A 21,790-nucleotide genomic window follows, 5' to 3' on the forward strand; every position below is an offset into this window, starting at 1 on the left:
TTATGCCTCCCATATTTACGTTCACGCCAGCGCTGCCTCCGCCATTAACCATGCGCACACCCAGAGAGCCATCGGAAGACCTTGCCAGCGGCATGATTGCCTCCGGCCCTGCCTCGCCGAACACTCCAGCACCTTTAGCGAAAGCGAAGTACTGCGGTGAGTCATAGACGCCATTGCGAAACGCACTGATTGTCTGGCCTCCCGGCACTCCGCCTTTTGCATAAGCATGAAAATCTGTGCTTAATCCCAGCCCGCCTGCAGAACTTGCCGCCGAGCCTGCCGCAGACGCTCCGGCAGAAAAAAGCGAGCCAAACAGGCTAGAGCCAAGGCCAACCAGAGCCTGACGAGCAGCAATACGCGCGAGGTCGGAAATCACTGACGTTGCAAAGTCCTTAAACGATGCCTTGCCAGTCACGACGAAGTTCACCAGTGCGTCCTCCATGCCGCCGAAAGCATCAGTGAATAGCTGCTGAGACATAGCCGAAACGTTCGCTGCACTGTCCTGATATTCCTGCCATGCTCGCGATGCGCCTGCAGTGAATGAGCCGCGTAGCTGGTTCATGCGGGCAATATGGTCGTCGTAGTTGCTCAACTCCGTCTGCAGCGCTTGCTGCTGCAACTGAATTTCCTGGTCAATTTCTTCGCGGGCAATATCACTCGTAGCCGACGCCCTGCTCTGGCGGAGCTGAGTGATTTTGTCGTTGTAGGATTGCTCAAGGGAAAGACGCTGCGTGTACTGCTGCTGCTCGTTCTGGCTCAGTCCACCGCCGGCGAATAACTCGTCTGTAGCGTACTGGTTCTGCCGGTTGGTGATAGTGCGCGTGATATCGGCACGAGCTTTATCCAGTGCCAGCAGCTTCTCGCGAGTCTCGATCTGACGTTCAAGCGCCGCGTTCTGCTGCAGCTGCGAAGTAATGAGGTCAGCGCTCGCAAGCAGTGATTTCTGGTCAGCGGTAAGCGTCTGCTTGCTCTTGATATCTGCAAGTTGCTGCTCCCACTTAATCAGCGCCTGCTGCTGCGTGCCAATCTTCTCGCCAGTGTCAGCCTGGCTCATCAGCACCTGCTGCTGCTGGCGAAGCTGGTCAAGCATTCGCGATCCGGCGTCTTCTGTATAGGCTTTCCCTCTTGCCTCTTTAGGGTCTTTGAAGCGGTCGTTTATCCTGCTAATAGCATCGCTGGCTTGCTTCTCATTGATGGCATGGGCAGCAAGCTGTTTATTAACCAGCTCTATAGCTTTGGCGCGTCTTTCTGCATTAGTTGTAAGGCTGCTTTGAAGTGCTTCATACTCTTTTTCTTGTTTTAGCGCAGCCTCATTCTCCTCCTTTCCTTTTGCTTTGGCTTGATTCAGGTCGTTCTGCAAATTAATGACGGATTGGAGAATGTTTACTTCCGATTGCGCTGATCCTTGGTCGGTAGCGTAATTTGCCCCATACGTGTTCCACATTCCATTGCCGAGCCCATTGTTACTCGCTGCATCAGTTACTGCCTTCTTTGCTACGGCGAGCTTCTGCTCAAGGCTGCTTTCCCTTCCAACGTTCAGCATGGCATCCCATGCTGATGATGCCGCGCCTTTTAAGGTAATCCACGCAGACTCAATATCACCTAGGTTTCCCTTAATATCTGATGCGCGGCTATTCATAGTTTGCGCATAGGTTTCTAAAGCTAAGCGCGAGGCTTCTTGCTCGTTACCTTCATCTTGGAGGCTTTTAATCCTTCGATAGGTTTCTACCGTAAGAAAGTGATATTTATCATTCAGGCTGTTCAGCGCATCCAGCGGGCTCCCGGCTATCTTTTCAAAATCAGACACAAACTGATCTGTTGACTGACCGGTAGCCTTGCTCATGTTCACCACCGCCTCTGTAACCGTGACCAAAGAGTCACTGGCTACCTTCCCGCTTGATACCACCTGATTTAATGCAGATGCAGCAAAGCCACGGGTGCTTCCTGTGCTTTTAGCGATCTCATCCGCCATATCTGAAAGCTGGCCGGCAGTTTTACCGGCAGTATTTCCGGTCAGAACAAGTGTTTTATAAAACTCTTCTTGCTCTTGTGAGCCTTGGTAGTAGGCAACAGCTAATGTTCCAGCTGCCGCCGCGGCAACCGTGAATGGGTTGACAAGACCGAGGACATAGCCCCCTAGCGCTCTAGCTGCCGGCCCAATCCCCCCAAACATGTCTTTGAGCTGCCCACCCTGCTGTAGCAGCACGGTTAACGGTGCCTGACCAGATGCTAGGCTGACCACGATATCGGTCATCTGAGCTGGAATCATTCTCATGCTTGCAGCCAACTGCTTGGAAGACATCCCCGCCTTTCCGGCATCAGAAGAATAAGCATTTAATCCATTGCGGGTCTGCTCTATCTTCTTCGAGTACTCATTGAATGTCTCAGTGTCTAGAAAGCCTTTGGCTTGGAACTTGGCAAGCTGCCGTTGCTGATCGTCAAGTCTGTTTAAGGCGGCGTTAACGGGGTCAATCCTGTCGAGCAGGTCGGATAGTGATTTCGCTTCCTGATCCGTCGCCTTAGCTGTCTTACCAGCGCTATCTGCTGCCTTCTGCCCGGCCTGAGTCATCTTCGCCAGTGCGCCTGCCAAGCCTTCTGCATTACGTTGCGCACCAGTGCTGTCGATGACGATCGCAAGACGTGATTGTTGTTCGGCCATGTTTTCTCCGGGCATAAAAAACCCCGCCGAAGCGAGGTTATGTGATTTCTTAAGACTTATTTTATGTATCGATAACTTTCAGCGAACTTTAAGGCCTGCTCTTCACCGCATGCCAGTGCGTGCTTTTTCAAATTGGCCACGTCTGTTTTAGTTATTTTACTGTACGACATGAAATAATCAGGCGTTCTTTCAATCTGATGAATTTGCCCCCAGTATCGGCACATTTCATTAACCATCTCTTCGTTGAGCGCCAGCATCTTCGTTAGTAAAGCAACTGCATCACGCTCCCTGCGCTCTTTAATGTATGCCTTTACCCTTTTTCGCCAAATTATAAATAATTCACGATAGTGTCCATGATAAATGGATGGCGGGTTAGTGGACTTGAGTAGTAAGGCTTCCATTTCTTCATCAAGCCCCTTTCCCTTTAATGACATGGCCTTCTCGAATCTTGACGTCATCTCTGCCCCGTAGGGGTCTACGTCGCAAGATCGAAGTTCCATTATTTTTCACACCTGTCAGCATACATTTTGAGTTTATCTAAAGTAGTCTGCATCTGGTCGCCTTCATCAACCGTAAAGGGGTCAGATGAAGAGTATGCAACTCCCAGCAATGGGATCACCCACCGAGGCTCACCCTCGACATGGATATAAACCCTTTTGAATCCGACATAGCCACCAAAAGAGTTTTTCCCATTAATCTCTCCACACACAAAGCCGCTTGCAATAGAACCAGTTTGGTTTTGGTCTGGAACAAAACGCATTGCCCTGAATTGGGCGCTTGAAGGGTCTTTTAATGCTTGGGATAAGGCATCCTTACCTACTTTTAGCATCTGATCGTCAGACGGTTTGCATCCTGCCAATAACGCTACAGACAAAGCCAACAAAACAAACTTCTTCATATCCCTATCCCCATGAGGTTTTATGGGATAAATCTTATCACGGCGGCAGCGCAAGACAATGCAAAACATAAGCACTGATCATCTATCAGGATTTCGCCGATTTACTTTAGAGGATATGTTGAGTACTCAGCCCGTCCATGTTTGGGGCATGGGCGCACACAGCAATGAGGGATGGCTGATTACCTCTGGGAAAGGAAATTAGATGAATACGCCGGACAAAGTAATTCATGGCTTAAATGTGTCATCAAACGCTACTGACCTAAACAGCCTTGCGGCTGATGTTACCGCTTTGAAAGTCGCATTTGGGCTTTTGTTCCAGAAGCTAGACGACTCAAGCAGGCAGGGCCTAATTAAAAGTTTGAAGCAGACAAACACGGACGCCCTAACCGACCTTGCCAACCAGTTAGAGCAATTCCGCGTTTAGCTCTGTATTTTGAATTCAGCGGCATGAATTGCTGCCGCTTTTATTGCATCGCCCCTGATAAGGGCTTCATTAATAAATACTTGCCCATTTTCAACGGTAAAGTCACCACGAACCAAGGCTTTCACCGCTATCTCAAGTGCTTCTACACGCTGCTCTAAGTTCATATTACACTCCGGATTATGTCGTTTTTGCCTGCTTTCTTTCCCACTCCGCCCGATCCGCATCGTCCAGAGCAAATATCGCCGACTCGAACTCATCCCGGTCAATCTGAAGTGGTTTGCAGGCGAGATAGGTGTTGATATCTTCGAGGCTTATTGGAAGAGGTGTTGCGGCCATGCCTGCGTACTTCCTGCCTCTGGTAATGACTGCGTAGGCGGCGAGTATCTCGCTACACACACCGTCAATCTCCGGCTCAGGGATGGGAGGCAGCTTTAAGCGCTCTCGCTTCCAGCGGTTCTTTTCGCCTTGCTCTCCGCCGAACTGCCGGAGCCAGCTCTGGCTTTCGAGGACTTTCCCACCGTTTCCTGAGTCTGCGCCTCTTTACCCGCGGCAATATCAGATGCCGTGCTTAGCACAGCCCAGTACAGCTCAGGATGCTGTAGGAGCAGCGCCTTGCCCTTCTCTGCTGAGTATTCGATGGCGGTCTCTTTGCCCGCTTCGTCAGCTTCGCCAACCCCCTCCCAGTCCAGCAGGAGATGTTTGGCTACCGAATCAATCAGCAGGTCGTCTGAGATGTCGCTCACGTCGATGTATGCTGGGTTGAACTCGGCAGTGCCTACCTTGAATCGTTCGTCGAGCTTGCTGATATGCCTGCGCACCATAGCATTGTGAGAGCGGAAAGCCGGGTTGCTGATAGAGCCAACCTTCAGCTTCAGGCCTTCCATCGGCTCAATCCAGCGCTCGGCATTGGCATCGAATTTAGGTGTTTTCAGAATGAGCATATTCTTCTCTGTAAGCAGCCCGCCGCTATGGACGGGCAATTAGATTAAGATGCGGTAACGGTGATGGCCGTGGTTGCGGTGTAAGAGCGCGCTTTCGCGGTGATTGTTGCGGTACCCACTTTCACTCGGGTCACCTGTGCCGTTTTCTGGCCGGTTGATGCGACGGTTGCTACTGACGGGTCTGAAGACTCCCACACAACAGTGTCTGTTGAACCTGCCGGAGTCAGCGTAGCGGTCAGCGTCACATTTGAACCCACGGCGCCAGTAGACGTTGCCGGCGCGACTGACAGCGCGGTAGCCGCTACAACAGCTGAGCGCGTAATGGTCGGCGGGGTATCGGCAGCAGTGATATTGAGCTGAACCTGAACGATGTCAGTGTTGCCGCCGTCCGGCCAGTCGCCATCAACCTGAACCGCAGGGAAGTTGAAGACGTATTTGCCTTCGTCGTTCTCCAGCGTGAAGCCGAACTGCATGGTTTCTCCAGACAGCGACTTCTTCCACGCGTCGTAGGCGTCTTTCGACCATGACAGCGTGATGCTGCCAGACGGGGTGAACGTGGTCGGAATGTTTGCACCGGCAAACGGGTTGCCACTGCCGATACAGCGCTGAGTCTGCAGGTTGTTGTCGAACTGGATGTTGAAGGTATCGATGCAGAAACCATCGCCACCGCTCACGCCGTTGAGCGAAATTGCCGTGACCTGCTTGAAGGTGTAGCGAAGGTCGCCAGCGCCATCAACCGGATTAGAGAAGTAGCTGGTGTCATCTGCTTTGGTGTCGAAGCCGAGGCCTGCAAAGGTAACGGTAGCCGTAATGTCGCCATCATTCGGAATCGACAGCTGGAACGTGCCTACCTGACAGCCGCGGGCAATCGACGCTACGCCAATATCCTCAGCGTATGAGGCGACAGAGAACGCGATGCGGTCGTTGCCCATGTTGAGCACGTTGTTGGCCCACTCCGAACCAAAGCAGCTTGCGAGGAAGTCATCATGCTGGCCCCATCGGAACTTCGCGCCCACGTCGCCGCCTACGTCCACAGTACCCGTACTCCTGCCCTGACTCATTCGGCTCCCGCCGATCTCGTCGTTATCAATCATATTCTGGCTTGGTCCAACGCCAAAAGATGTGCGCTTTAAAAGGTTCCACTGCCCTGTAGCTGGCGTGGTTCCCGGAGTCGTTTCACGAATCCAGGCAGTCGTAATTTTGGCTCCAGAACTCACAGGAATGCCCTCATAGGTGATGCCGCTGCTTTAGCGGTTTGGTATAATTTACGAGCGGCTAGGCTGATCCCCGAAAAGCCGGATTCATCACCCGGCCTGCCGCATCCTTTCAGTGATGAGAACTCTTTGATGGAGAGTTTCGATGCAAGAAATTTGGAAAAACTTCCCCGACGAGCGTTTAATTGGTGCTTATCAGGTGTCAAACTGCGGGAATATTCGATCTTTAGACAGAGAGATCATCACCGCTAATGGACAGGTAAGGTTTTACAAAGGCGTTATATTGAAGCTTGCCCTTGATAAGCATGGGTATTATCGCGTCACGCCCAAGCTGAGCAACCCAAGAAGAAGCTTGAATTTCATAGTGTCTCGGGTCGTTGCCCTAGCTTTTTGTGTTAAATCTGATGGCTGCAATGTCGTTAATCACATTGATGGAAATAAGCTGAATAATCACGCCTCGAACCTTGAGTGGACTACTGTGCAAGGAAACACTAGGCACTCTTATGCCAATGGCTTACAGACAGGAAGGCGCGGAGAAGAACATCATCTAAATAAGCTGTCTGATGCTCAGGTGGCAGAAATAATATCTCGCCTTGCGCATGGGGAAGCAGGGAACGCCTTAGCTAAAGAGTACGGCGTCACTTCAGGCACAATATGGCTGATTTCAGCTGGTCATCATTGGTCTCACATTAGAGTTGATGGCTTAACGCCGCCCTACGGGACACATAAAGTTATAAAGCTAAACGAGGCTATGGTTTCTGATATCATCAGCAAACTATCCAGCGGGATAAACCAAAAAGATATCGCCGAAGAGTATGGAATCCTCCAGACCACAGTAAGCAAAATAAACTTGGGGACCACATGGTCCAAAGTAAAGGTTGCTAACTTGTCCCCGCCATACGGAAGAACTATAGCCAGATAGAAGACCATGGGGCGCTCAGAGCGCCCTGTAAGGGATTTGAATGTTCATCTGCGCCCAGCCATCCGTTTCGCCAGCATCGACCGCTGAGACTGCAAAGTAGTCCAGCCTGCCGTCAGTCTCGAACTCGAACAGCTCGCGCAGCTTGTCGGCCGTCTGCGTGATGAGCAGTGAGCCAGAGCCTGCCGGCACAAAGATTTGAATGACGGCAATGCCTGTGCGCTGTACTACCGGCCCTGCGCCGATTTCGTTTGCTGCTGCCATGCCTGGGATATTGGTCAGGCGCGCCCAGATGGACTTTCCTGATGGATCGAAGGTCGGCCCGTTCGGGTAGCTTACAGAATCCGAGGCAATAGCGGTCTGCGCCGTCATCCGGGAGATGATGGCGTTCCTGATTTCAGTGAGCGTCATTTGTAGGCCTGAGTTACACCGTGGAATGAGACGCCATAGACCCCGGCTGGAGCCTGCTGTGAATGCCCGTTTTCAAGAGCTTCAGCGTATGGCAGGTTGTTCTGGATATAGATGACTGAGTAAGGCTTGCCGTTAGCTATAACTGCACTGCCGCGCTGTATTGCTGCGCTGCCCGACTTGTCTGGCTCGGATGGTTGACTGTAATCAGCAGAACCAATACTTACGACGTTGCCATTACGGAAATAGCCATCCTTCACTGGCGATCGATAAACTATCTCCGTCAGCAGCGCCATTGAGATGATGCGCAGCTTCTTGCCGACCTCTTCCTCTACCAGCCCTGCGAACAGTAATGGGTCGTTATCCCATCCTTTTGCCATTACTGCCTCCTGAGCTGCATCCGGTAGGTAGCAGCAGACGGATCGGGCGATAGCGTCACGATGCGGTAGGTTTGCGGTAAGCCTGTAGCAAGGTCAGGTGCCGTGATGGTGTGGCTCTCGCTGGGCGTATCGGTTACTTCGTTAGCCAGCGCGGTAAGGCGCAGGTCTCCGTGGAGGATATTCACGCCATCGATACGATTCAATTCATAGCGAGACAGTACCCCGCGGCCGGAATAGCTCCGCGTTGTCTCGCCGCCAGTCTCCGTTACCGGATCCCACCCAGCCTGTACTGTGTAGCTTCCAGTGAAGGGATGAACTGCATCAGCCAGGTCAGTATCAAACGCCTCCGCAATCTCTGCCTGTAACTCGTCTCGAATGCCCATTATCGATACACCCTGAAAGCGAGAGGATTGCTGCGCCATGGTTTAAGCAAGGCGAGAGCAAGCTGCACATCCTCCGGCAGCGATGAATTGCTTACGGATTGCGATGATGCATAGCTCTTCGTAACCCTCACTCCATCCGCATCAACCGTTTTACTGGTCAGCGCACCAGATTCAACCTGCTGCTTATAAAGCACGCCAGCAGCAGATGCAGAGGCGAGAAACGCGCCCGCCTGCTTAACATCATCAGGCGTAACGTCCGGCATTCCCTGCAGGTTAAGCGCGGTCAGATAGGCGTTAGCCTGCAGCACCGCTCGCGCTTTCTTCTCTGGCGTCGTCCAGTCAGCGCCAAGCACCTCATCCACGTCAGCGACGGTAATGTACGTTGTCATGTTCACTCCGTGCTAAATGGGGCCGAAGCCCCGATGATTACTTGGTTGCCGTGGTGGACTTGGTGGCTTTCTTGGCTTCCGAATTCTCACCGCCGCCTGTATTCACCGCGCCTTCGTCTTTCGGCTCGTTGCGAACGTGATCCACGCCGCCGGTTTCGCCTACGGTCTGCGGGCCGACTTTGATTTCGCCATCAGAGCCAGAGAAACCCCAGCGAGCTTTATCGTTCGGGTCTACGTAGTGGTCTTTTTCTACGGTCATGATTACATCCTCATTGAGCCCCGGGATGCCGGGGCGTTAATGTTTATGCGGCGACAGTTGAGGTTACAAACGCCAGCGGAACCTGCTTACGGTCGAACTTGCGATCCCAGTTGGTTGCCAGAGCCAGGTCAGCCCAGTTAGCAGAAACCGGGCGCGTAGTAGTCGGCGTGCCGGTGATAGTGGTGCCGAGGAAGGAGTAGCCCAGCGGATGAATCACGAAGTCGCGACGCGTCCATAGAGTCTCAGTGCCGCCACCGTTACCGCGTGCAGGCTCGCGATCGTACTCGAGACCATCCTCGCCAGCCGGCTGACGCTCTGCGTAGCCCAGTGCACCCGGCCCGAAGATGACCGAGAGGTACTTGGCGTCGGCTCCAGTGCCAACGACCGGCATGCTGTCATCTACGACAACGCGCATACCCTGGAAGCGACCGAACTCCGGAATCTGGTCAGCCAGCGGGGTGAAGTCGATGAGGTTGAGGATCTGCAGTTCGGTCTGTACGGCTGAGTGCATCGCAATGACGCTCAGGCCGCCCAACTGACCGGAGTAATCACCCATGGTTGCCTTGGCGCGGATAATTGCAGCTGCGTTGATGGTGCCACCCGCATCGATAACCATGTCGCCGCCATCGTTGGCAACGTTATCGTTATAGATACCTACCACTGAGGCGATTGCACGGCGCTGCGCCTGACGCTGCCAGTAGGAGATGAGGCGGTTACCGACGAACTCCAGCGGATCCTGATTGGTGATGTTTTTCACCAGGTTCATCGCGTTCCAGCCTTCGTTCAGGTATGCCGCGCGCGCCTGCATGCTTGCAGAGGTTACGGACAGCGGAACCGCGATGTCGGTGTAAACGTCGTTCGAGTAGTTAGGCTCGATAGACGCATCCAGATCGACCCACCAAGGAATGGTGAAGGTGTTAGAAGGACCGGCCAGCAGAGTGCTCATGTCGTTGTTGTTGGTCAGGATGCCTGACTCAAAAAACGCGGTTCGCTCTGCTGCGTTAACGTTGATGTAGTCGCGCAGTTCGTCGCGGAAAACTACGTCAGAAAGAATGGTTGGCATTGCTTAAATCCTTATTGGGTCGCCTCATGAGCCTTCTTGAGTCGCTCATATTCGGCTGGGTTATTTTTGCGGAGCTCGACGCGCTCCATACCACGAAGTTCTTCCCATTTTTTGGCAACCCGGTCACCACTCTTAGGCGCGGCCCCGCCGCCACCTGCCTGACTGCCGCGCACGAGGGATGCGTAACGCGGAGAGGTTTCGAACTCTTTTTGCAGGTCAGCAAGAGTGCTGACCGTGAGATTGCCTGACTCATCAGCAATGCGTACCTGCCCTTCTGCCACCTTCAGGCGGCGCGCAATAAACTCGGTGAGGATTTCGGCGTTAGAGCCATCTGCAATTGCCGTAGCGACGCGAGTAGCTGCGAGGTTGATATCGCGCTGCTCAATGGAGCGGCGAAGCTCTACGAGGCTATTACGCTCGCGCTCAAGTTCAGCCTGCGAGCTCTGGAAAAGCTGCTGATAATTACCCTCAGCTGCCAGACGCTCTTCTTCTTTTCGGCGGGCTTCTTCTTCTGCGGCGCGGCGACGTTCCTGCTCGGCTTTCTTCTCTGCCAGAAGCTCGTCACGCTGGCGTTTTAAACCGCTGACGTCTTCCTGAGGGATGCCATCAACCTGTAGCTGATAGACCTCGCCCTGCTGCACATACAGCGCCTGTTTGGCTTCATCGAGCTGAGCGAATTCCTCAGCGGTAAGCTGATACTTCAGAGTCATACATTCTCCTGAATGGATGTGTGCTGGCCCGGCCAGCGTTTAGATGTGATTTTTAGGCATTATAAAAGCCGGACAGGTGGCCCTAGCTTTCGAATCTTTGGGATAGGTTTGGGTACTTTTCGGGCAGCGTGATCTCAGCACCGCAATTGCTGCACTGGTGCTTAAAAGCTATGGAGCCGCTAAGCAGCGCTATCGACGAAGCATTGTCTGCCAAGTAAGTCATCATGCCGTCCGAACATGCATCGCAGGCATACTCATTCACCAGGTTGATTACCTTCACCTCTCTAGGTGGTAGCTTTATCTTTTTGTCTCTTTTGTTTAATGCAGGAAATAGCTTTTAAATCCCAGCAAGCTCGAATGCGTGCGGCTCTAAATCTTTGAGTTGGTCGAGTGTGTACTGCTTACCGTTGTCATCAACGAAGCGATCAATGGTCAGCTCGCCTTTGCTGAACAGCTTGTAACGCGATGGCCCGAGCACCTCTTTCTGGAATGCTGCAGGTTGCCTTGCCAGCCAGTCACCGTAACTGGTGTTGCTGCTTACCTGCTCCACTCCATCTGGCCCAACAGAGGGGCGCGTGCTGCCGGGAATCTCTCGCTGATATTCAGGCTTGAGAACCGGCACGATTGAAGACCTACAACCCCAGTGAGCAGGAGGCTTTGGCCCATCCAGCGGATAAACCTTCCTGTCTCGCGCACGGCAAACTGGCGTCGTTCTGCTATCGAGAGTAGCTATCCAGCGATGCCCCTGCAGGATGTCGTCATTCTGCTTCAGCGTTTCCGCCCGGGCTGATGAGGCGACGTGGTTAGTCATCGTCCTGACGAGTGAGCCGACCTGCTCCTCGTGCGACACACCCAGCGAGGTTAAGCGCCGGATGATTTGCTTCTGCGTCTCGCCAAGAGATGAGCCGATAGCGATTTCGCTCAGGATGTCAGCCGTCTTCTTGCTGCCGAACTGTGAGAGTGCGCCGGTGATGTCGATAACCTGCCTGCCACGCCCTACAGCAAGCTCTAACGGGTCAGCCAGTACAGCAGCGGCTATCATCTCTGCCGATGGCTCAGCGAGGCGTACAGAAGCTTTAACGATTTGGCCGAGGAGTTTGTTGTTAAAGGTAAATTCGTATTGCGCAAACTCACCCAGGTCGAGCTTCTGCTGCCGTGACAGTTCGCCGTAGATGGCGTTCAGGTCACTCCTGAGCGTTTCTATCTGCCGGTTGTAACGAGCGGTGGCGTACTGACTCAATCCTTCGTTAACAGCGTCTTTAGCTCGCCTGATGGCCTTGCGTACAAACTTGGCCGCCTTACCTGCAAGCCCCGAACCGAATCGCTGTACGTAAACCTGATGGCGCGTGGCGGCGTCTGTCGTGTAACCGTCTGCGCTCATGGTTATTCCTCAGTGACTGGTTCAGGGTCATCAGTAACGGCATCGCCTTCAATGACTGGCTCTTCAGCACGCTCGGCATCTATGTCATCGTCGTTGCGGTCGGCCTCAATGATTGCCGCCTGACGAAGATTGGTTCTAAGGTCAGATTTGGCGATGAAGCCCTGCTGCCAGAGCTGGATTTGCGCCATAATCATCTGCGCATCCATCGTCTCATCGAAGAATTCCTGATTCAGCCAGAAAATAGTATTGGCCATATCAGATACGCCGCTCATGTAGAGCTGCGCGTCCAGAATGGCACGCTTCAGGGCTTCACTGACGTTACCGGCAATCGTACCGAGCACGCTGTTATCGCTGCTGTAGCGGATGCGGGCGGCCTCTGCAGTCTCGTTCTGACCTGACTGCTGCACGATGCGCGCGCCAATCATGAGCATCTGGTTTTCTTTTTCCTGCATCAGCTTCAGGGCAAGCTGGCTTTCGTTCGCCTGCAGCATTGATGCCTGACCAGAGCGACCCAGTGAATAGCCTCGGGTTGAGCCGATCTGGATTCCGCCCGGGTTCCAGGTCTCAAACTCTGACTGCTCAATGTCAGTAGTGAAGAACAGCGTCGGCTGGCTGCTGATAAAGCCTGACTCTTCCACTGTGGCACTGTTGCCATAGTGAAGTACGTTCACCTCAGCGAGGTCTTCGAGAGGTGCCTTATCGATGCGAGCGTCGTTGCTCTCAGCGCCGAAGAAGTAGAACGGGATGTGATCGAACGTCTTGCCGCTGAAGTCAGTCGGGTACACGTCGAGCTGCGGCGTTTCGTACGGATCGCCTTCATGCCACATGCGGTGACGATATACGCCATCTTCGAGCGTCAGCGCGCGGTATTGCTTGCGAACGTCAAAGCTGAACTCGTCGGCTTCAGTTTTGTTGTAGCACTCTGAGAATACAACCATCGTCAGCTTGCGCACGCCGTTAATCACGTCCTCGCGCCAGTTGATGATGCTCATGGCTTCGTAGAGGTGAATGTGAGCAAAGCGCCCTGCTGTCTGTGCTCGCGTCGGACGAGTTCCTTCTGGCGCGTCACTGGTCGGGTAGTCCACAAAGAAACCGCCGCGGCCGGTATCGAGGTCTTCGCCTACAGCCTCTTTGGATAACTGCTCGAGGCTTGTACCATCACCGCTGGCGTTCTCGATGAGGTAACTCACCGAATCCGGCAAATCTACCTCGGCAGTTTTGCGGAACACTGCGCCAATAAGCCCCTGACGAGTGCGTCCGGTGATGTTGAGGAACATGGCGCGCTTCAGCAGTGCTGTGTAGCGGGCTTTGTTCTCGTCGCTGTCGTTAGTGGGATCAGGCATTGGCAGGTAAAGAATCCCCTGCTCTTTAATTGCACGGCTGCCGGCCACGCAGTCTTTGACAAGCTGCCATGACTTTGCGGCATCGCTGTATTCTTCTCTTGCGTATGAATAGTTAGCCATAGTCGCTTATCGTCTGAATGTAACTGGAGCCGCTTTAAGGACGCTGCGTTTCTTCTGCGTCACGGCGAAATAACGGAAGCTGTCAGCCCCGTGTGAGGTGTGGTCGTGTAATGGCTTGTCTTTCCAGCACCCGCGCTTGTCGTCCCACTCCTTGCGGTAACCTTCCAGCGCGATAATGCCCTCGGCACACTTGTGCTCATTAAAGGCGCACTTCGGCAGGATTTCACGCACCTGCTCTATGCCGTCATCAACCCCGAGCTTAGGGACGACCTGAAAGGTGATGGAGTATTTAACGCCGTCAATCTCATAGCCCTCTCGGGCCAGTTCGCGGCGTGATTTGGCATCAGAGCCAAACTCCCTGTTGTCGATGTCGTGAGGCCCCCAGTGAGCGGCGTACTCGTAGCCCTTATCCTTCAGCACCTTCATGTAGTGCCGAAGGCCTTCGCCGCTGTTCTCGTAGTAGTCGATGACGTGATATTCCTCGCCAACGATACGCACGAACCAGATGGCCGTAGAGTCGCCCACGCCGATATCCCAGAACGTGTGAACCGGCAGGTGAGAGTTGTCCGGTAGCGCGCCGATCCGCTTCTGCTCGTACAGTTTGCGGAACTGCTTCGCGTAGTAAGCGCCCTCGACTGACTGTTGAAACGCCTCTGCCGGTATCGACGGATATTCGCGCTTCATGTCATCGCCGAGCGTTTTCTCTTTAGCGTAATACCAGGCTCTCTGCCGCTCGTTAGTCACTACCCCATGCTTTGCCTCAATGTCAGCGAAATAATCGCTCAGGCGCTGCGGTATTGGCTCAACGGGGTCGATTGCATATAGGGGGTTCTTCCACCATGAGAAGAAGAAGAATTTCCAGTCTAACTGTGAGAGCTGCTTGCCCTGAATGAGCGCCTTTTCTGCCGACTGGCAGTAATCGAAGAAGTAACCAGCGCGGCCTTCTGCAGTGCTTTCAATCGTCGTGAAACAGTCGCCTGATACTGCTTCAAAAGCACCGGTGACAATCTCGCGGGCCTTGTCCGGGAACTTAGCGCATATCTTGCCGAACTCGGAAACATGCAGATAACGAAGCGTGCCGCCGCGGAAAGACGTACTGATATAGAGCGAACCGCCCTTGCTGAATACCAGCTCACCCGCTGCATCATTGCTCGCAGGGTTGGCGGCTTTAATCTCGTCCGGAAGGCGGTCATAGGCATATTTAATCTTCTCGCGGAAAAGGCGCTTGGCGTCGTTCAGTGTGTGGGCGATAAGGGCACATTTGGCTGCTTCGAACAAAGCGGCGTCCAACTGAATGATGCATACCTCAGTGGTGAAACCTAGCTGACGAGCTTTCAGGATGATGTTGCGGGTATGCATGCCCTTGAAGTATTCGAGCTGCTCGGGCGTCATCTGGAAGCGTACTGGTTTGCCTTCTTTGTCGGTTATCCAGTAGAGGTGATTCAGGCGCCAGAGTTTGTCTCGCAGAAGCTTGAGGTGTTCTGGCTTCATGCTTACCCCTTAGCTAGATCGTCCATCAGGTCGGATAACGTATCCGTGACCGTGTTCCTGTCGCCGCTGTCGATGTTGTAGGCCTCGCGCTCAGCTTTGATGACCTTAATCTGCGCGTCGACGCCGGCAGTGATAGAGCGAGCCATTGAAGCGTGGTTGTCTTCGGTAATTTCTGCGTCAGCGAGGAAGTCTCGAAGCTTGTTTGTGATGCCTCGCCATGCGGCTAGGCCTTCACGGTGAGCCAGAACGACAGAGGCGGCTTCGTCAGATGCCTGGTCAACTATCTGCGCATCAGTTACCGCATCGCGCTGGTAACCGCTACTGGTAACTGAATTGGTAACCTTTGCTTTGGTGGCGCTTCTTACCTTATCGGTAAGGTCTCTTTGCCACCCCTCTTTAGCAGCTCGCTTCGTGATACCAACGTGACTCACGCCATGCTTCTCGGCTATAGCGCGTATGGACAACGAGCCAGCGCGGTAAGCCGATTCGATGGCCTCCCAATCTGGTGTCGCCATAGTCTTTTTATTCCTTTACAGGTTATGATGATTCTTTATTCAAGAGGTATCGTAATGGATAACAAAGAAGAAGCTTACAAACAGCAAATCTCTTTTTTAGACAGAGCGGATGAGGAAATAAAAACTCTTTTCCTTCAGATGACCAACAAAAATTTTAAGGCTGATTTCCTTTTGGCTGCAGGCATTGCAAGAAGAAGTTGCGCCCTTACCTCAGGGTTCAAACACATGATCAAGGATAGAAACTCGTTGTGCGCACTAGGCATTCTACGCATGCAACTTGATAACACTCTCCGCCTATATGCTGGTTTCTTCTCAAAAGACAGGGTGCAGTTCTCCGAGGATGTTTTGAGTGGAAAGCATATAAGGAAATTGATGGCTGATGACAATAAGCCTATGACAGATAATTATCTTGCGCGCAGAGTCAGCGAAATCAATCCTTGGGTTATCAACGTTTACAATAAAACTAGCGGTTATATCCACTTCTCTAATGAGCATATTAAAGAAGCTATTCGCCATAAAGGCGGGGAAAATTACGAGCTAATCATCGGCCCAAACGACTCCGACCGAGAGGAGGTGGATTTTCTCGAGCCTTTGCAGTGTTTCACGCACGTTACCATGATGATAAAGGTTCAGCTTGAAGACTGGCTTGGGCTGCTAGATAGGTCTCAGGTAAAATAATCCTCATCATCGGGCGCACTGCTTGAATGCGCCCTGTGATGAAAGCCGTTGTGAAAGAGGCTCTCTGCTCACTTAGGCTGCGAGCGTGTGCTGCTCTTCAATCAACGGCTGGCGATGGTTTCGCTCAAACATTCCCTTCAGCACTTCTTTTCGTTGGTCAAAATCCCAACCCATGCTGATGAATACCGTATTGGCGCGTTGCAGCTCGGTGATGCAGTGAATTTGCTCCGGCGTCAGGTAATCGCGAATCGCTTCCTTCTTGCCGATTTCGTGGTGCACTCGAAACTTAGCCGCCGTCATTCCCAGCGCCAGCCGGTTAATCAGGTCAGCCTCGTTACTGAAATGATGCGGTGCGATCTGCTTACCCTGAGCTTCACGCTCGTGTTTGATAGCGTCAGTCATTGGCTTGTATTCGAGGCGGGCAAAATTCCGATCCATCTTCTGAGCGGCGAGAGTGCTGCGCATTTTGAAAAATTCAGCAACCAATCGCTTTTTAAATGCGCGTACCACATCGTTATTACGCATGTAAGTGATCAGGAGCGTCGTTTGCTGCTCATTCAGCAAGGCTATACGCAATGGCTTGCCGCCTGACTTACGGATTTCAAATCCGATAGTTCCAAACTCTTCAAGGTCTGTTTTGTTACGGTCAACCAGCTTAATGATGGTGTCATGATCTCGCCTCACCCCATCCGCTATTGCTACGGTATTAGTGACTAGGTCGAGCTTCTTGATTTCTACTAATTGCATTTCGGATACCTATAGAAAGTGAGCCTGTCGCACAGAGAAACTCGCCCCAGAGAGGTCCGCACCTATACGGGTTTCTCTCAGGCTCGCTTTCTGTAGGCTCTGGGTTGATGTTGCGCGTGCGAGGCGCATAAAAAAGCCCCGCGTTATGCGAGGCTGATGGTGCTCTGCCAGAGGGTGAGAATCCTCTTGGGGGTTGTCACTTCCGGAGGCTGTTTTTTACTTCGGAAATGATCTGTTGCTGTAGGCGGCTTAGCTCGCTACGGTGCCGTCGCTCCTGCCTCTGGTGAATCCAGAAGCCTATCCACGTCATGATGAGTGCGCCGATGCAGATGCCGGAGAAGATGTTATAAATCTGGTAGGCGCTCATTTGCTTTTCTGCTTCATAAGAGGCTGGAAGTGGCTAAACATCCTGTCCAGCAGGTAGCAATAGGTTTCGTTAGCCTCATCTGCTTTGACAGTGACGCCAACATCATTGCAGCAGTAGAACGTGGCGTGCGCGCACTCATGGACAAGAGTCGCCAGGCTGCCATCGAATACTCCGACCAGATAAATATTCTCTTCGATCTTATCGTTCAGGAATTGGCGGCACATACCGCTTGTAAACTCTACGCCTGCAGGCTCAACCTTGATTGCTTCCTCGGCCTGCTTCCATTCCTTCTTGCTGCGACACAGGTATACGTGAGCGCTTTGAAACAGGGGGATCTTGAAGCTTGGCAACTTAGGCCATTTAGTCTTTGCCATTCGCCACCGCTTTAGCTGGCTTATCGCCGCAATTAGCTTTCCATGCCTTGTTATGCGTCAGGATGGCGCGCTTAGTGGGGCTGGAAAGCAGCATCACGTCTTCAGGCGTCAGGATGATGGGATTCACCCAGATGCAGCCCGTATCAACTACCTGAGTCCTTGCGGGTCCAGTCACGGAGCAGCTCGTTGTCAACATCGCTATCAGACATGCGGGTAACAGTGTCCTGTACATCTGATGCTCCTTTGCGAGCTTCATCTTGGCGTTGTGATGCAGCCTGTTGGGATTCGATAGCGGCTTTTGTTTCGCGCTCTGTCGCGGCTTGTTCAGCTTTCGATTTGCCGCGGGAGTGACCAAACCCGAATGCTCCACCTACCAGAGCGAACATTCCTACTATCGCAGCGACAATCATCTGAAAGGTCGTCATGGCTTCTCTCCGGGGTTCATGCCAGCATCAATCTGTTGCTCTTTGATATCCTTGTCGCCGGCTATTTTTTTGGCGCCAATATATCCGGCAGTGACGAAGGCAAAATAAAGGCCGAAGGTGACGTCTGAGAGTTCGCCTTTATATGCCTGCCAGACGATAACGCCGCTACACACCAGAAAGCCGAAGGCTGCCTGAGTGCGGCTTAGAGAAATATTGCCTGACGTGCCGCGAAGCATGCTGAAAACGTCCATCAGAAGAGGCCTTTGTAGATGTCGTACGTTCCGGTGCGCATCACCTCTGCGTGACGTTGAGCGCGCTTGGGTGTTTGCTTTGCCCACTTGCTGTTAAGCATTCCCGCCGCGGCGCCAGAGAAGTTTCCGGCGGCAATCATGGCGAGCGTGTTTTTAAACCCTGCCAGCCCATCTACGCCCATTTGGTAAGCCATGCTTTGCAGAATGTCAGCGCGCGCTGGGTTGCACTGCTTCAATGCAGTAGCGATTACCGGCTGGGCCTTCATGTCGGAAAGCTTGCTGTTGACCAGCTCCTGCAGCCAGACGTCCGACACGTTTTCGGTGAGGCTGAAGGTGTAGTTGCTAACCGACGCGCCTTTCGGGCCAATCAGGAAACCGACGCCTACTGTTGGATAGCCTTCTGTGTCGATATAGGGGCGAGCGCGGAAACCTTCCTCAAAATTAAGCAGTGGGATAATCATGCTCATTTGTCTTCATCCTCTTTTACGACCTGCTTAACCTTGTCTGCTGTCTTTGTTGCGGTGCGATCGAGAATAGCGTCGAGCTTCTTCTGCAGGTCTTCGACCTGGCCCGCTAGCTTCGATACCTTCGCGTCGCGTCGGTCAGCTACCTTGCGGTAATCCTCCCGGATGTTTGCAATCTGCCGGTTAGCGTCGTTAGTGACGTAAACGAAAAGGCAGGTCATCGCGATGCATATGAGGGTCATTACGGTAAGAACGCCGCCGATAACCAGGCTGCGCTTGTGATTCTTAGTTTCGGTTGTCATCGCTGTCGGTCTCCAGAGTGGCGATCAGCCTGTTTACTTCAGACCGGAATCGCTCATTGCCTACAGCGTTACTGGCCTCAGACATCGCCAGCAGGATGCCCAGCGCGTTTTTAATCAGCTTGAGGTCTGTCTCCAGCGTGGAGATGCGACGAAGGTTCCTGTCATGCCTCTCTCGTAGCTCATCGTTCTCCTCTCGGAGTAGCGTGTTGCTCTCCTTCAGAAGCTGCACCTGCTCTTTGTAGCCGGTAATGATGTCGCCGCTTGCCCGATTGCTGATGCCGAGAGAAAGAAGGCTTGCCGCCAGTGGCTTCCAGAGGACAGCGACAGCGCCGCCGCCGAAGACGAGGCCGAGAACGCCAGTTATGATGCTGTTTTCACCCATGCTTAACCTCGCGGGTGATTTTTGTTTTGCTGTTCATAGCCGTCTCCGGCATTGCCCGGAGGTATCCGGCAACTTGCTGTGAAGAAAATGCGCTACGCCACCAGGGTGAAATCACGATTTGGTGTTGAATGGCGCGCGCAAAATGAAAAAGGCCAGCTCTTTGGCTGACCTTTGTAATTTGGTATTTGGTATTTGGTTGTGGCGTCGGGTGCTTATTCCCGAGGATGATCAATGGAAGCCAGTATTCACCACAACGGAAAGAACACTGCGGCGGAATCGAACCGCATCTGCTTAAGCCGCATTTCCCAGATATGCTACTTACAGTGCCCTTACCTGTTGTGCAGAACGTAAAAAAGCCCCGCTGGCTGGTAAGGCCGCAGGGCTCTTTCGGAATCCACAAGATAGTGATGGAACTGACTGCTCAACGACTACTGCCGCGAGCATATCAGAACTCTAGCACTTTCATTTTGCGTTTTCAAATTATTTTTGCGAGTTCTCCGATTTAAGCTGCAATCTTCTGCTTGTTAGCCTCCAGTTCGAACACGATCGCGTGAAAGACGCTTGCCTCTAGCAGTTCTCTGCACCATTTGATGCGTCTCCATGCTGACTGGCTATCGATACCGGTCAGCCTTGCCAGCTCAACAGAGATATCTTGCGAGCATTTGCGTTCGCAGTAGTATTTAATTGCTACATGTCGGATCGGGTTGTTAGGTGCAAACAGCCGGCAGATTACAGATTCAACTAAGTCGGCATCTTCTTGCTCGTTGGCGCGCTCGAGAAGATTGCTGACTGAGTTCTGAGGGTTGATGATTTGCTTAGCTCTGATGAAGAGATCATCGCCGCGGTATCCCTGCTTATGGAGATTTTCCACCACCTCGATAATTCTCTCTGACTCCCGGTCGTTCCATTCCTTACGAATCATCAGGCGCCCTATCACGCTTACCTTTCCGCTGTCCGGCCCAACGTGGCCGCCGTACTTCTCTCCCCATACATCGAGCAGGCAGCGAACCCATGCGGACTGCAGCGGAGTAATAAGCTTAACGGGGTGCAGGTATCGCTTTTTCAGGTCTGATTTGCGCATTACCTGCGCCAGCTGTGCGAGTGCGTCAGATTGCATGTCTTACCCCCAGCATTTTCGCCATGCGTTTTATGATCCGATAATCGACTGCAAAGCCGCCTTCTCGTTTGTAGATGCGCAGCTTCTGCCATTTCTCTCTGAGGTATTCGTTCATAGTCATCACCATCCAAATACAAACGTTTTGAACAACAGCGCACCAACAGCCCATGGAATGCACCCAGCGAATAAAACGCTGCATAAGAAGGCCGCTGTCTTTCTCCAGAAGCTCAGGCTACTGAAGGCGGGCATTTCAACCGGGTCATCGCCGTATTTGATGCAAATAGCACCCATCACGACGAACATGAGCACTGTCCATGTCGCTCCTACTGCGTTAAGTGTCATCATGCTGCTGCCTCCATCTCGGTGATGATGATTTCCAGCTTGCCGCCCTTCACCACTTCACAGCGCACCATGCGCACGTCATCAATGAGGCTGTCGTCAGCGATGACGCCTGCATGGGTGAGCGAGTCGAGAGGAGCTTTGAATAGGTTGTCGAGGTCACGCCGGGCGCGTGTAGGTGGATATGCGAGGATTTTTACTTTTAGCCTGCCGGCCAGTTGGTATTGCTGATTTGCTTCGGTTATTTGCCTGGTTACTGACGCGGTGTATTCCCTTCCCTTTTTGCTTTTTATCTTTCGCCCGCGGAGCACTGAGAAGAGGTGGTTGTTTCCGGGCGGCCAGGGTAATTCGAGCCTGTATTCATTCATCGCCGTAGCTTCCCCTCTCTGAGGAGGGCATCCTGCGTTCTGATAACGCCCTCGAGATGTGCGATGCGGGCCTCAGTAACTTCACAGCGACGTGTGCGGCGGTCTATCTCGTCATGGCAGGCTGAGCATGCCCACGCAGCGAAAAGGTCGTCTGGCTTCATGCCGGTTCCGCAGATGCCGACCATGCGGTAATGCGCGAGTACGACTGTTTCAGGATTGCCATTACAGATGCCCGGCAGCCTGACCTGGCACTCCCTGCCGCGAGCTTCTTTGCGTAATTTACTCATCGTCTACTCCCATCAGGCCGTTGGGGTCTGTCATTAGCCAGAAGTCGACGCACTCCGTGCAACAGTAGGTCTCGTCCGGCGCCAGGGGTATGCCACACCCAGCGCAGCTGGTAGAGGGCGTATCGATGGCTTTGATGAAGCGGGAACTGCATGATTCTTTCTCTATACCAGGCATCGATTTCACACTCCTCG

35 protein-coding genes are annotated in these 21,790 nt (G+C 52.9%); 3 read left to right on the forward strand and 32 right to left on the reverse strand.

The features are described from left to right. The 3 genes from HA46_RS17435 to HA46_RS17445 all read right to left on the reverse strand — a co-directional run. Window positions 1-2,659, reverse strand: a 2,659-nt coding sequence (locus HA46_RS17435) for a phage tail tape measure protein (RefSeq protein WP_084885730.1), incomplete at its 3' end; no start/stop codon positions are given. Window positions 2,660-2,715: 56 nt separating this feature from the next. Beyond that, the gene (locus tag HA46_RS17440) at window positions 2,716-3,159 is read right to left on the reverse strand and encodes a hypothetical protein (RefSeq protein WP_084885732.1); all 444 of its coding nucleotides are present in this window, start codon (window positions 3,157-3,159) and stop codon (window positions 2,716-2,718) included. Beyond that, window positions 3,159-3,557: a hypothetical protein gene (locus tag HA46_RS17445; RefSeq protein WP_084885735.1), complete on the reverse strand. Its 399-nt coding sequence runs from the start codon at window positions 3,555-3,557 to the stop codon at window positions 3,159-3,161. The genes HA46_RS17440 and HA46_RS17445 overlap by 1 nt, the downstream gene beginning before the upstream one ends. Window positions 3,558-3,759: 202 nt before the next feature. Here HA46_RS17445 and HA46_RS17450 point away from each other — a divergent pair, with 202 nt between their 5' ends. Next, the gene (locus HA46_RS17450; protein WP_084885738.1) at window positions 3,760-3,981 is read left to right on the forward strand and encodes a hypothetical protein; all 222 of its coding nucleotides are present in this window, start codon (window positions 3,760-3,762) and stop codon (window positions 3,979-3,981) included. On the opposite strand, the gene HA46_RS21075 is transcribed toward HA46_RS17450, so the two are convergent. The 4 genes from HA46_RS21075 to HA46_RS17465 form a co-directional block, all read right to left on the reverse strand. Beyond that, complete coding sequence (locus HA46_RS21075; protein ID WP_158086848.1) at window positions 3,978-4,145, reverse strand: phage tail tip fiber protein; 168 nt, start codon at window positions 4,143-4,145, stop codon at window positions 3,978-3,980. The genes HA46_RS17450 and HA46_RS21075 overlap by 4 nt on opposite strands. Window positions 4,146-4,158: 13 nt before the next feature. Further along, entirely contained in the window at window positions 4,159-4,317 is a 159-nt protein-coding gene (locus HA46_RS21175; RefSeq protein WP_167626711.1) for a hypothetical protein, read from the reverse strand. A 95-nt stretch (window positions 4,318-4,412) separates the two neighbouring features. Continuing rightward, window positions 4,413-4,922, reverse strand: coding sequence for a hypothetical protein (locus tag HA46_RS17460; RefSeq protein ID WP_084885743.1), 510 nt, complete (start codon window positions 4,920-4,922; stop codon window positions 4,413-4,415). A 44-nt stretch (window positions 4,923-4,966) separates the two neighbouring features. After that, window positions 4,967-6,139 carry a phage tail tube protein gene (locus tag HA46_RS17465; RefSeq protein ID WP_084885746.1) on the reverse strand — a complete coding sequence of 391 codons (1,173 nt, stop codon included), beginning with the start codon at window positions 6,137-6,139 and terminating at the stop codon, window positions 4,967-4,969. Window positions 6,140-6,281: 142 nt separating this feature from the next. Between HA46_RS17465 and HA46_RS17470 the strand changes: the two genes are divergently transcribed. After that, the gene (locus HA46_RS17470) at window positions 6,282-7,058 is read left to right on the forward strand and encodes an NUMOD4 domain-containing protein (protein ID WP_084885749.1); all 777 of its coding nucleotides are present in this window, start codon (window positions 6,282-6,284) and stop codon (window positions 7,056-7,058) included. A gap of 15 nt (window positions 7,059-7,073) precedes the next feature. Here the strand turns inward: HA46_RS17470 and HA46_RS17475 are convergent, their stop codons facing one another. The 11 genes from HA46_RS17475 to HA46_RS17525 form a co-directional block, all read right to left on the reverse strand. Further along, a complete protein-coding gene (locus HA46_RS17475; protein WP_084885752.1) occupies window positions 7,074-7,466 on the reverse strand; it encodes a phage tail terminator-like protein in 393 nt (130 codons plus the stop codon). Further along, window positions 7,463-7,843, reverse strand: a complete 381-nt coding sequence (locus tag HA46_RS17480) for a hypothetical protein (protein ID WP_084885755.1) — start codon at window positions 7,841-7,843, stop codon at window positions 7,463-7,465. Before HA46_RS17480 ends, HA46_RS17475 begins: the two co-directional genes overlap by 4 nt. Next, window positions 7,843-8,226 (reverse strand): glutamate 5-kinase, encoded by a 384-nt coding sequence (locus HA46_RS17485; RefSeq protein WP_084885758.1) that lies wholly within the window; start codon window positions 8,224-8,226, stop codon window positions 7,843-7,845. The genes HA46_RS17480 and HA46_RS17485 overlap by 1 nt, the downstream gene beginning before the upstream one ends. Then, complete coding sequence (locus tag HA46_RS17490) at window positions 8,226-8,615, reverse strand: protein singed (protein WP_084885761.1); 390 nt, start codon at window positions 8,613-8,615, stop codon at window positions 8,226-8,228. The genes HA46_RS17485 and HA46_RS17490 overlap by 1 nt, the downstream gene beginning before the upstream one ends. A gap of 37 nt (window positions 8,616-8,652) precedes the next feature. Continuing rightward, a complete protein-coding gene (locus tag HA46_RS17495) occupies window positions 8,653-8,874 on the reverse strand; it encodes a hypothetical protein (protein WP_084885765.1) in 222 nt (73 codons plus the stop codon). 43 nt (window positions 8,875-8,917) lie between these two features. Then, the gene (locus tag HA46_RS17500; protein WP_084885768.1) at window positions 8,918-9,937 is read right to left on the reverse strand and encodes a hypothetical protein; all 1,020 of its coding nucleotides are present in this window, start codon (window positions 9,935-9,937) and stop codon (window positions 8,918-8,920) included. A gap of 11 nt (window positions 9,938-9,948) precedes the next feature. Further along, window positions 9,949-10,647, reverse strand: coding sequence for a hypothetical protein (locus HA46_RS17505; protein ID WP_084885771.1), 699 nt, complete (start codon window positions 10,645-10,647; stop codon window positions 9,949-9,951). A 337-nt stretch (window positions 10,648-10,984) separates the two neighbouring features. Further along, window positions 10,985-12,028: a minor capsid protein gene (locus tag HA46_RS17510; RefSeq protein ID WP_084885774.1), complete on the reverse strand. Its 1,044-nt coding sequence runs from the start codon at window positions 12,026-12,028 to the stop codon at window positions 10,985-10,987. Window positions 12,029-12,030: 2 nt separating this feature from the next. Further along, window positions 12,031-13,491, reverse strand: coding sequence for a DUF4055 domain-containing protein (locus HA46_RS17515; RefSeq protein WP_084885776.1), 1,461 nt, complete (start codon window positions 13,489-13,491; stop codon window positions 12,031-12,033). Between the two features lie 6 nt (window positions 13,492-13,497). Further along, window positions 13,498-14,982 (reverse strand): terminase, encoded by a 1,485-nt coding sequence (locus HA46_RS17520; RefSeq protein ID WP_084885779.1) that lies wholly within the window; start codon window positions 14,980-14,982, stop codon window positions 13,498-13,500. Window positions 14,983-14,984: 2 nt separating this feature from the next. After that, window positions 14,985-15,497 carry a hypothetical protein gene (locus HA46_RS17525; RefSeq protein WP_084885783.1) on the reverse strand — a complete coding sequence of 171 codons (513 nt, stop codon included), beginning with the start codon at window positions 15,495-15,497 and terminating at the stop codon, window positions 14,985-14,987. Window positions 15,498-15,551: 54 nt separating this feature from the next. Here HA46_RS17525 and HA46_RS17530 point away from each other — a divergent pair, with 54 nt between their 5' ends. Beyond that, entirely contained in the window at window positions 15,552-16,175 is a 624-nt protein-coding gene (locus HA46_RS17530; protein WP_084885787.1) for a hypothetical protein, read from the forward strand. A 72-nt stretch (window positions 16,176-16,247) separates the two neighbouring features. Here HA46_RS17530 and HA46_RS17535 read toward each other — a convergent pair whose 3' ends face one another. From HA46_RS17535 to HA46_RS21635, 14 genes are all read right to left on the reverse strand, one after another. Continuing rightward, a complete protein-coding gene (locus HA46_RS17535; protein WP_084885791.1) occupies window positions 16,248-16,922 on the reverse strand; it encodes a Rha family transcriptional regulator in 675 nt (224 codons plus the stop codon). A 363-nt stretch (window positions 16,923-17,285) separates the two neighbouring features. Beyond that, window positions 17,286-17,663, reverse strand: coding sequence for a hypothetical protein (locus HA46_RS17540; RefSeq protein WP_084885794.1), 378 nt, complete (start codon window positions 17,661-17,663; stop codon window positions 17,286-17,288). After that, complete coding sequence (locus HA46_RS17545) at window positions 17,650-17,790, reverse strand: hypothetical protein (RefSeq protein ID WP_244277537.1); 141 nt, start codon at window positions 17,788-17,790, stop codon at window positions 17,650-17,652. The genes HA46_RS17540 and HA46_RS17545 overlap by 14 nt, the downstream gene beginning before the upstream one ends. Window positions 17,791-17,806: 16 nt before the next feature. Next, window positions 17,807-18,088 carry a hypothetical protein gene (locus HA46_RS17550; protein WP_244277538.1) on the reverse strand — a complete coding sequence of 94 codons (282 nt, stop codon included), beginning with the start codon at window positions 18,086-18,088 and terminating at the stop codon, window positions 17,807-17,809. Continuing rightward, window positions 18,085-18,339 carry a hypothetical protein gene (locus HA46_RS17555; protein WP_084885800.1) on the reverse strand — a complete coding sequence of 85 codons (255 nt, stop codon included), beginning with the start codon at window positions 18,337-18,339 and terminating at the stop codon, window positions 18,085-18,087. The genes HA46_RS17550 and HA46_RS17555 overlap by 4 nt, the downstream gene beginning before the upstream one ends. Continuing rightward, complete coding sequence (locus tag HA46_RS17560; RefSeq protein WP_084885802.1) at window positions 18,339-18,806, reverse strand: glycoside hydrolase family protein; 468 nt, start codon at window positions 18,804-18,806, stop codon at window positions 18,339-18,341. Before HA46_RS17560 ends, HA46_RS17555 begins: the two co-directional genes overlap by 1 nt. Next, window positions 18,803-19,105, reverse strand: coding sequence for a hypothetical protein (locus HA46_RS17565; protein WP_084885805.1), 303 nt, complete (start codon window positions 19,103-19,105; stop codon window positions 18,803-18,805). Before HA46_RS17565 ends, HA46_RS17560 begins: the two co-directional genes overlap by 4 nt. After that, window positions 19,089-19,487, reverse strand: coding sequence for a hypothetical protein (locus HA46_RS17570; protein ID WP_084885808.1), 399 nt, complete (start codon window positions 19,485-19,487; stop codon window positions 19,089-19,091). Before HA46_RS17570 ends, HA46_RS17565 begins: the two co-directional genes overlap by 17 nt. A 502-nt stretch (window positions 19,488-19,989) precedes the next feature. Beyond that, window positions 19,990-20,604 (reverse strand): hypothetical protein, encoded by a 615-nt coding sequence (locus HA46_RS17575; protein ID WP_084885810.1) that lies wholly within the window; start codon window positions 20,602-20,604, stop codon window positions 19,990-19,992. Then, complete coding sequence (locus HA46_RS20925) at window positions 20,594-20,719, reverse strand: YlcG family protein (RefSeq protein ID WP_244277539.1); 126 nt, start codon at window positions 20,717-20,719, stop codon at window positions 20,594-20,596. The genes HA46_RS17575 and HA46_RS20925 overlap by 11 nt, the downstream gene beginning before the upstream one ends. A 5-nt stretch (window positions 20,720-20,724) precedes the next feature. Next, window positions 20,725-20,949 (reverse strand): hypothetical protein, encoded by a 225-nt coding sequence (locus HA46_RS21115; RefSeq protein WP_084885813.1) that lies wholly within the window; start codon window positions 20,947-20,949, stop codon window positions 20,725-20,727. Next, the gene (locus HA46_RS17585; RefSeq protein WP_084885815.1) at window positions 20,946-21,311 is read right to left on the reverse strand and encodes a RusA family crossover junction endodeoxyribonuclease; all 366 of its coding nucleotides are present in this window, start codon (window positions 21,309-21,311) and stop codon (window positions 20,946-20,948) included. The genes HA46_RS21115 and HA46_RS17585 overlap by 4 nt, the downstream gene beginning before the upstream one ends. Further along, window positions 21,308-21,598: a DUF1364 domain-containing protein gene (locus tag HA46_RS17590; RefSeq protein WP_084885818.1), complete on the reverse strand. Its 291-nt coding sequence runs from the start codon at window positions 21,596-21,598 to the stop codon at window positions 21,308-21,310. The genes HA46_RS17585 and HA46_RS17590 overlap by 4 nt, the downstream gene beginning before the upstream one ends. After that, entirely contained in the window at window positions 21,591-21,773 is a 183-nt protein-coding gene (locus HA46_RS21635) for a protein NinF (RefSeq protein WP_084885821.1), read from the reverse strand. Before HA46_RS21635 ends, HA46_RS17590 begins: the two co-directional genes overlap by 8 nt. Window positions 21,774-21,790: the final 17 nt, after the last annotated feature.

The organism is Pantoea septica (assembly GCF_002095575.1).
GTDB classification, from domain to species: domain Bacteria; phylum Pseudomonadota; class Gammaproteobacteria; order Enterobacterales; family Enterobacteriaceae; genus Pantoea; species Pantoea septica.

Excerpts from the sequence above, each read along its gene's own strand:
- HA46_RS17490 (WP_084885761.1), bottom strand. The coding sequence starts at position 8,615 with ATGACAACGTACATTACCGTCGCTGACGTGGATGAGGTGCTTGGCGCT.
- HA46_RS17540 (WP_084885794.1), bottom strand. The coding sequence starts at position 17,663 with ATGGCAAAGACTAAATGGCCTAAGTTGCCAAGCTTCAAGATCCCCCTG.
- HA46_RS17555 (WP_084885800.1), bottom strand. The coding sequence starts at position 18,339 with ATGGACGTTTTCAGCATGCTTCGCGGCACGTCAGGCAATATTTCTCTA.
- HA46_RS17515 (WP_084885776.1), bottom strand. The coding sequence starts at position 13,491 with ATGGCTAACTATTCATACGCAAGAGAAGAATACAGCGATGCCGCAAAG.
- HA46_RS17570 (WP_084885808.1), bottom strand. The coding sequence starts at position 19,487 with ATGGGTGAAAACAGCATCATAACTGGCGTTCTCGGCCTCGTCTTCGGC.
- HA46_RS20925 (WP_244277539.1), bottom strand. The coding sequence starts at position 20,719 with ATGAACGAATACCTCAGAGAGAAATGGCAGAAGCTGCGCATCTACAAA.
- HA46_RS17445 (WP_084885735.1), bottom strand. The coding sequence starts at position 3,557 with ATGAAGAAGTTTGTTTTGTTGGCTTTGTCTGTAGCGTTATTGGCAGGA.
- HA46_RS17500 (WP_084885768.1), bottom strand. The coding sequence starts at position 9,937 with ATGCCAACCATTCTTTCTGACGTAGTTTTCCGCGACGAACTGCGCGAC.
- HA46_RS17470 (WP_084885749.1), top strand. The coding sequence starts at position 6,282 with ATGCAAGAAATTTGGAAAAACTTCCCCGACGAGCGTTTAATTGGTGCT.
- HA46_RS17440 (WP_084885732.1), bottom strand. The coding sequence starts at position 3,159 with ATGGAACTTCGATCTTGCGACGTAGACCCCTACGGGGCAGAGATGACG.
- HA46_RS17520 (WP_084885779.1), bottom strand. The coding sequence starts at position 14,982 with ATGAAGCCAGAACACCTCAAGCTTCTGCGAGACAAACTCTGGCGCCTG.
- HA46_RS17530 (WP_084885787.1), top strand. The coding sequence starts at position 15,552 with ATGGATAACAAAGAAGAAGCTTACAAACAGCAAATCTCTTTTTTAGAC.
- HA46_RS17535 (WP_084885791.1), bottom strand. The coding sequence starts at position 16,922 with ATGCAATTAGTAGAAATCAAGAAGCTCGACCTAGTCACTAATACCGTA.
- HA46_RS21175 (WP_167626711.1), bottom strand. The coding sequence starts at position 4,317 with ATGGCCGCAACACCTCTTCCAATAAGCCTCGAAGATATCAACACCTAT.
- HA46_RS17485 (WP_084885758.1), bottom strand. The coding sequence starts at position 8,226 with ATGGGCATTCGAGACGAGTTACAGGCAGAGATTGCGGAGGCGTTTGAT.
- HA46_RS17480 (WP_084885755.1), bottom strand. The coding sequence starts at position 7,843 with ATGGCAAAAGGATGGGATAACGACCCATTACTGTTCGCAGGGCTGGTA.
- HA46_RS17450 (WP_084885738.1), top strand. The coding sequence starts at position 3,760 with ATGAATACGCCGGACAAAGTAATTCATGGCTTAAATGTGTCATCAAAC.
- HA46_RS17460 (WP_084885743.1), bottom strand. The coding sequence starts at position 4,922 with ATGCTCATTCTGAAAACACCTAAATTCGATGCCAATGCCGAGCGCTGG.
- HA46_RS17575 (WP_084885810.1), bottom strand. The coding sequence starts at position 20,604 with ATGCAATCTGACGCACTCGCACAGCTGGCGCAGGTAATGCGCAAATCA.
- HA46_RS17525 (WP_084885783.1), bottom strand. The coding sequence starts at position 15,497 with ATGGCGACACCAGATTGGGAGGCCATCGAATCGGCTTACCGCGCTGGC.
- HA46_RS21635 (WP_084885821.1), bottom strand. The coding sequence starts at position 21,773 with ATGCCTGGTATAGAGAAAGAATCATGCAGTTCCCGCTTCATCAAAGCC.
- HA46_RS17475 (WP_084885752.1), bottom strand. The coding sequence starts at position 7,466 with ATGACGCTCACTGAAATCAGGAACGCCATCATCTCCCGGATGACGGCG.
- HA46_RS17565 (WP_084885805.1), bottom strand. The coding sequence starts at position 19,105 with ATGACAACCGAAACTAAGAATCACAAGCGCAGCCTGGTTATCGGCGGC.
- HA46_RS21115 (WP_084885813.1), bottom strand. The coding sequence starts at position 20,949 with ATGATGACACTTAACGCAGTAGGAGCGACATGGACAGTGCTCATGTTC.
- HA46_RS17510 (WP_084885774.1), bottom strand. The coding sequence starts at position 12,028 with ATGAGCGCAGACGGTTACACGACAGACGCCGCCACGCGCCATCAGGTT.
- HA46_RS17590 (WP_084885818.1), bottom strand. The coding sequence starts at position 21,598 with ATGAGTAAATTACGCAAAGAAGCTCGCGGCAGGGAGTGCCAGGTCAGG.
- HA46_RS17495 (WP_084885765.1), bottom strand. The coding sequence starts at position 8,874 with ATGACCGTAGAAAAAGACCACTACGTAGACCCGAACGATAAAGCTCGC.
- HA46_RS17585 (WP_084885815.1), bottom strand. The coding sequence starts at position 21,311 with ATGAATGAATACAGGCTCGAATTACCCTGGCCGCCCGGAAACAACCAC.
- HA46_RS17505 (WP_084885771.1), bottom strand. The coding sequence starts at position 10,647 with ATGACTCTGAAGTATCAGCTTACCGCTGAGGAATTCGCTCAGCTCGAT.
- HA46_RS17550 (WP_244277538.1), bottom strand. The coding sequence starts at position 18,088 with ATGACGACCTTTCAGATGATTGTCGCTGCGATAGTAGGAATGTTCGCT.
- HA46_RS17560 (WP_084885802.1), bottom strand. The coding sequence starts at position 18,806 with ATGAGCATGATTATCCCACTGCTTAATTTTGAGGAAGGTTTCCGCGCT.
- HA46_RS21075 (WP_158086848.1), bottom strand. The coding sequence starts at position 4,145 with ATGAACTTAGAGCAGCGTGTAGAAGCACTTGAGATAGCGGTGAAAGCC.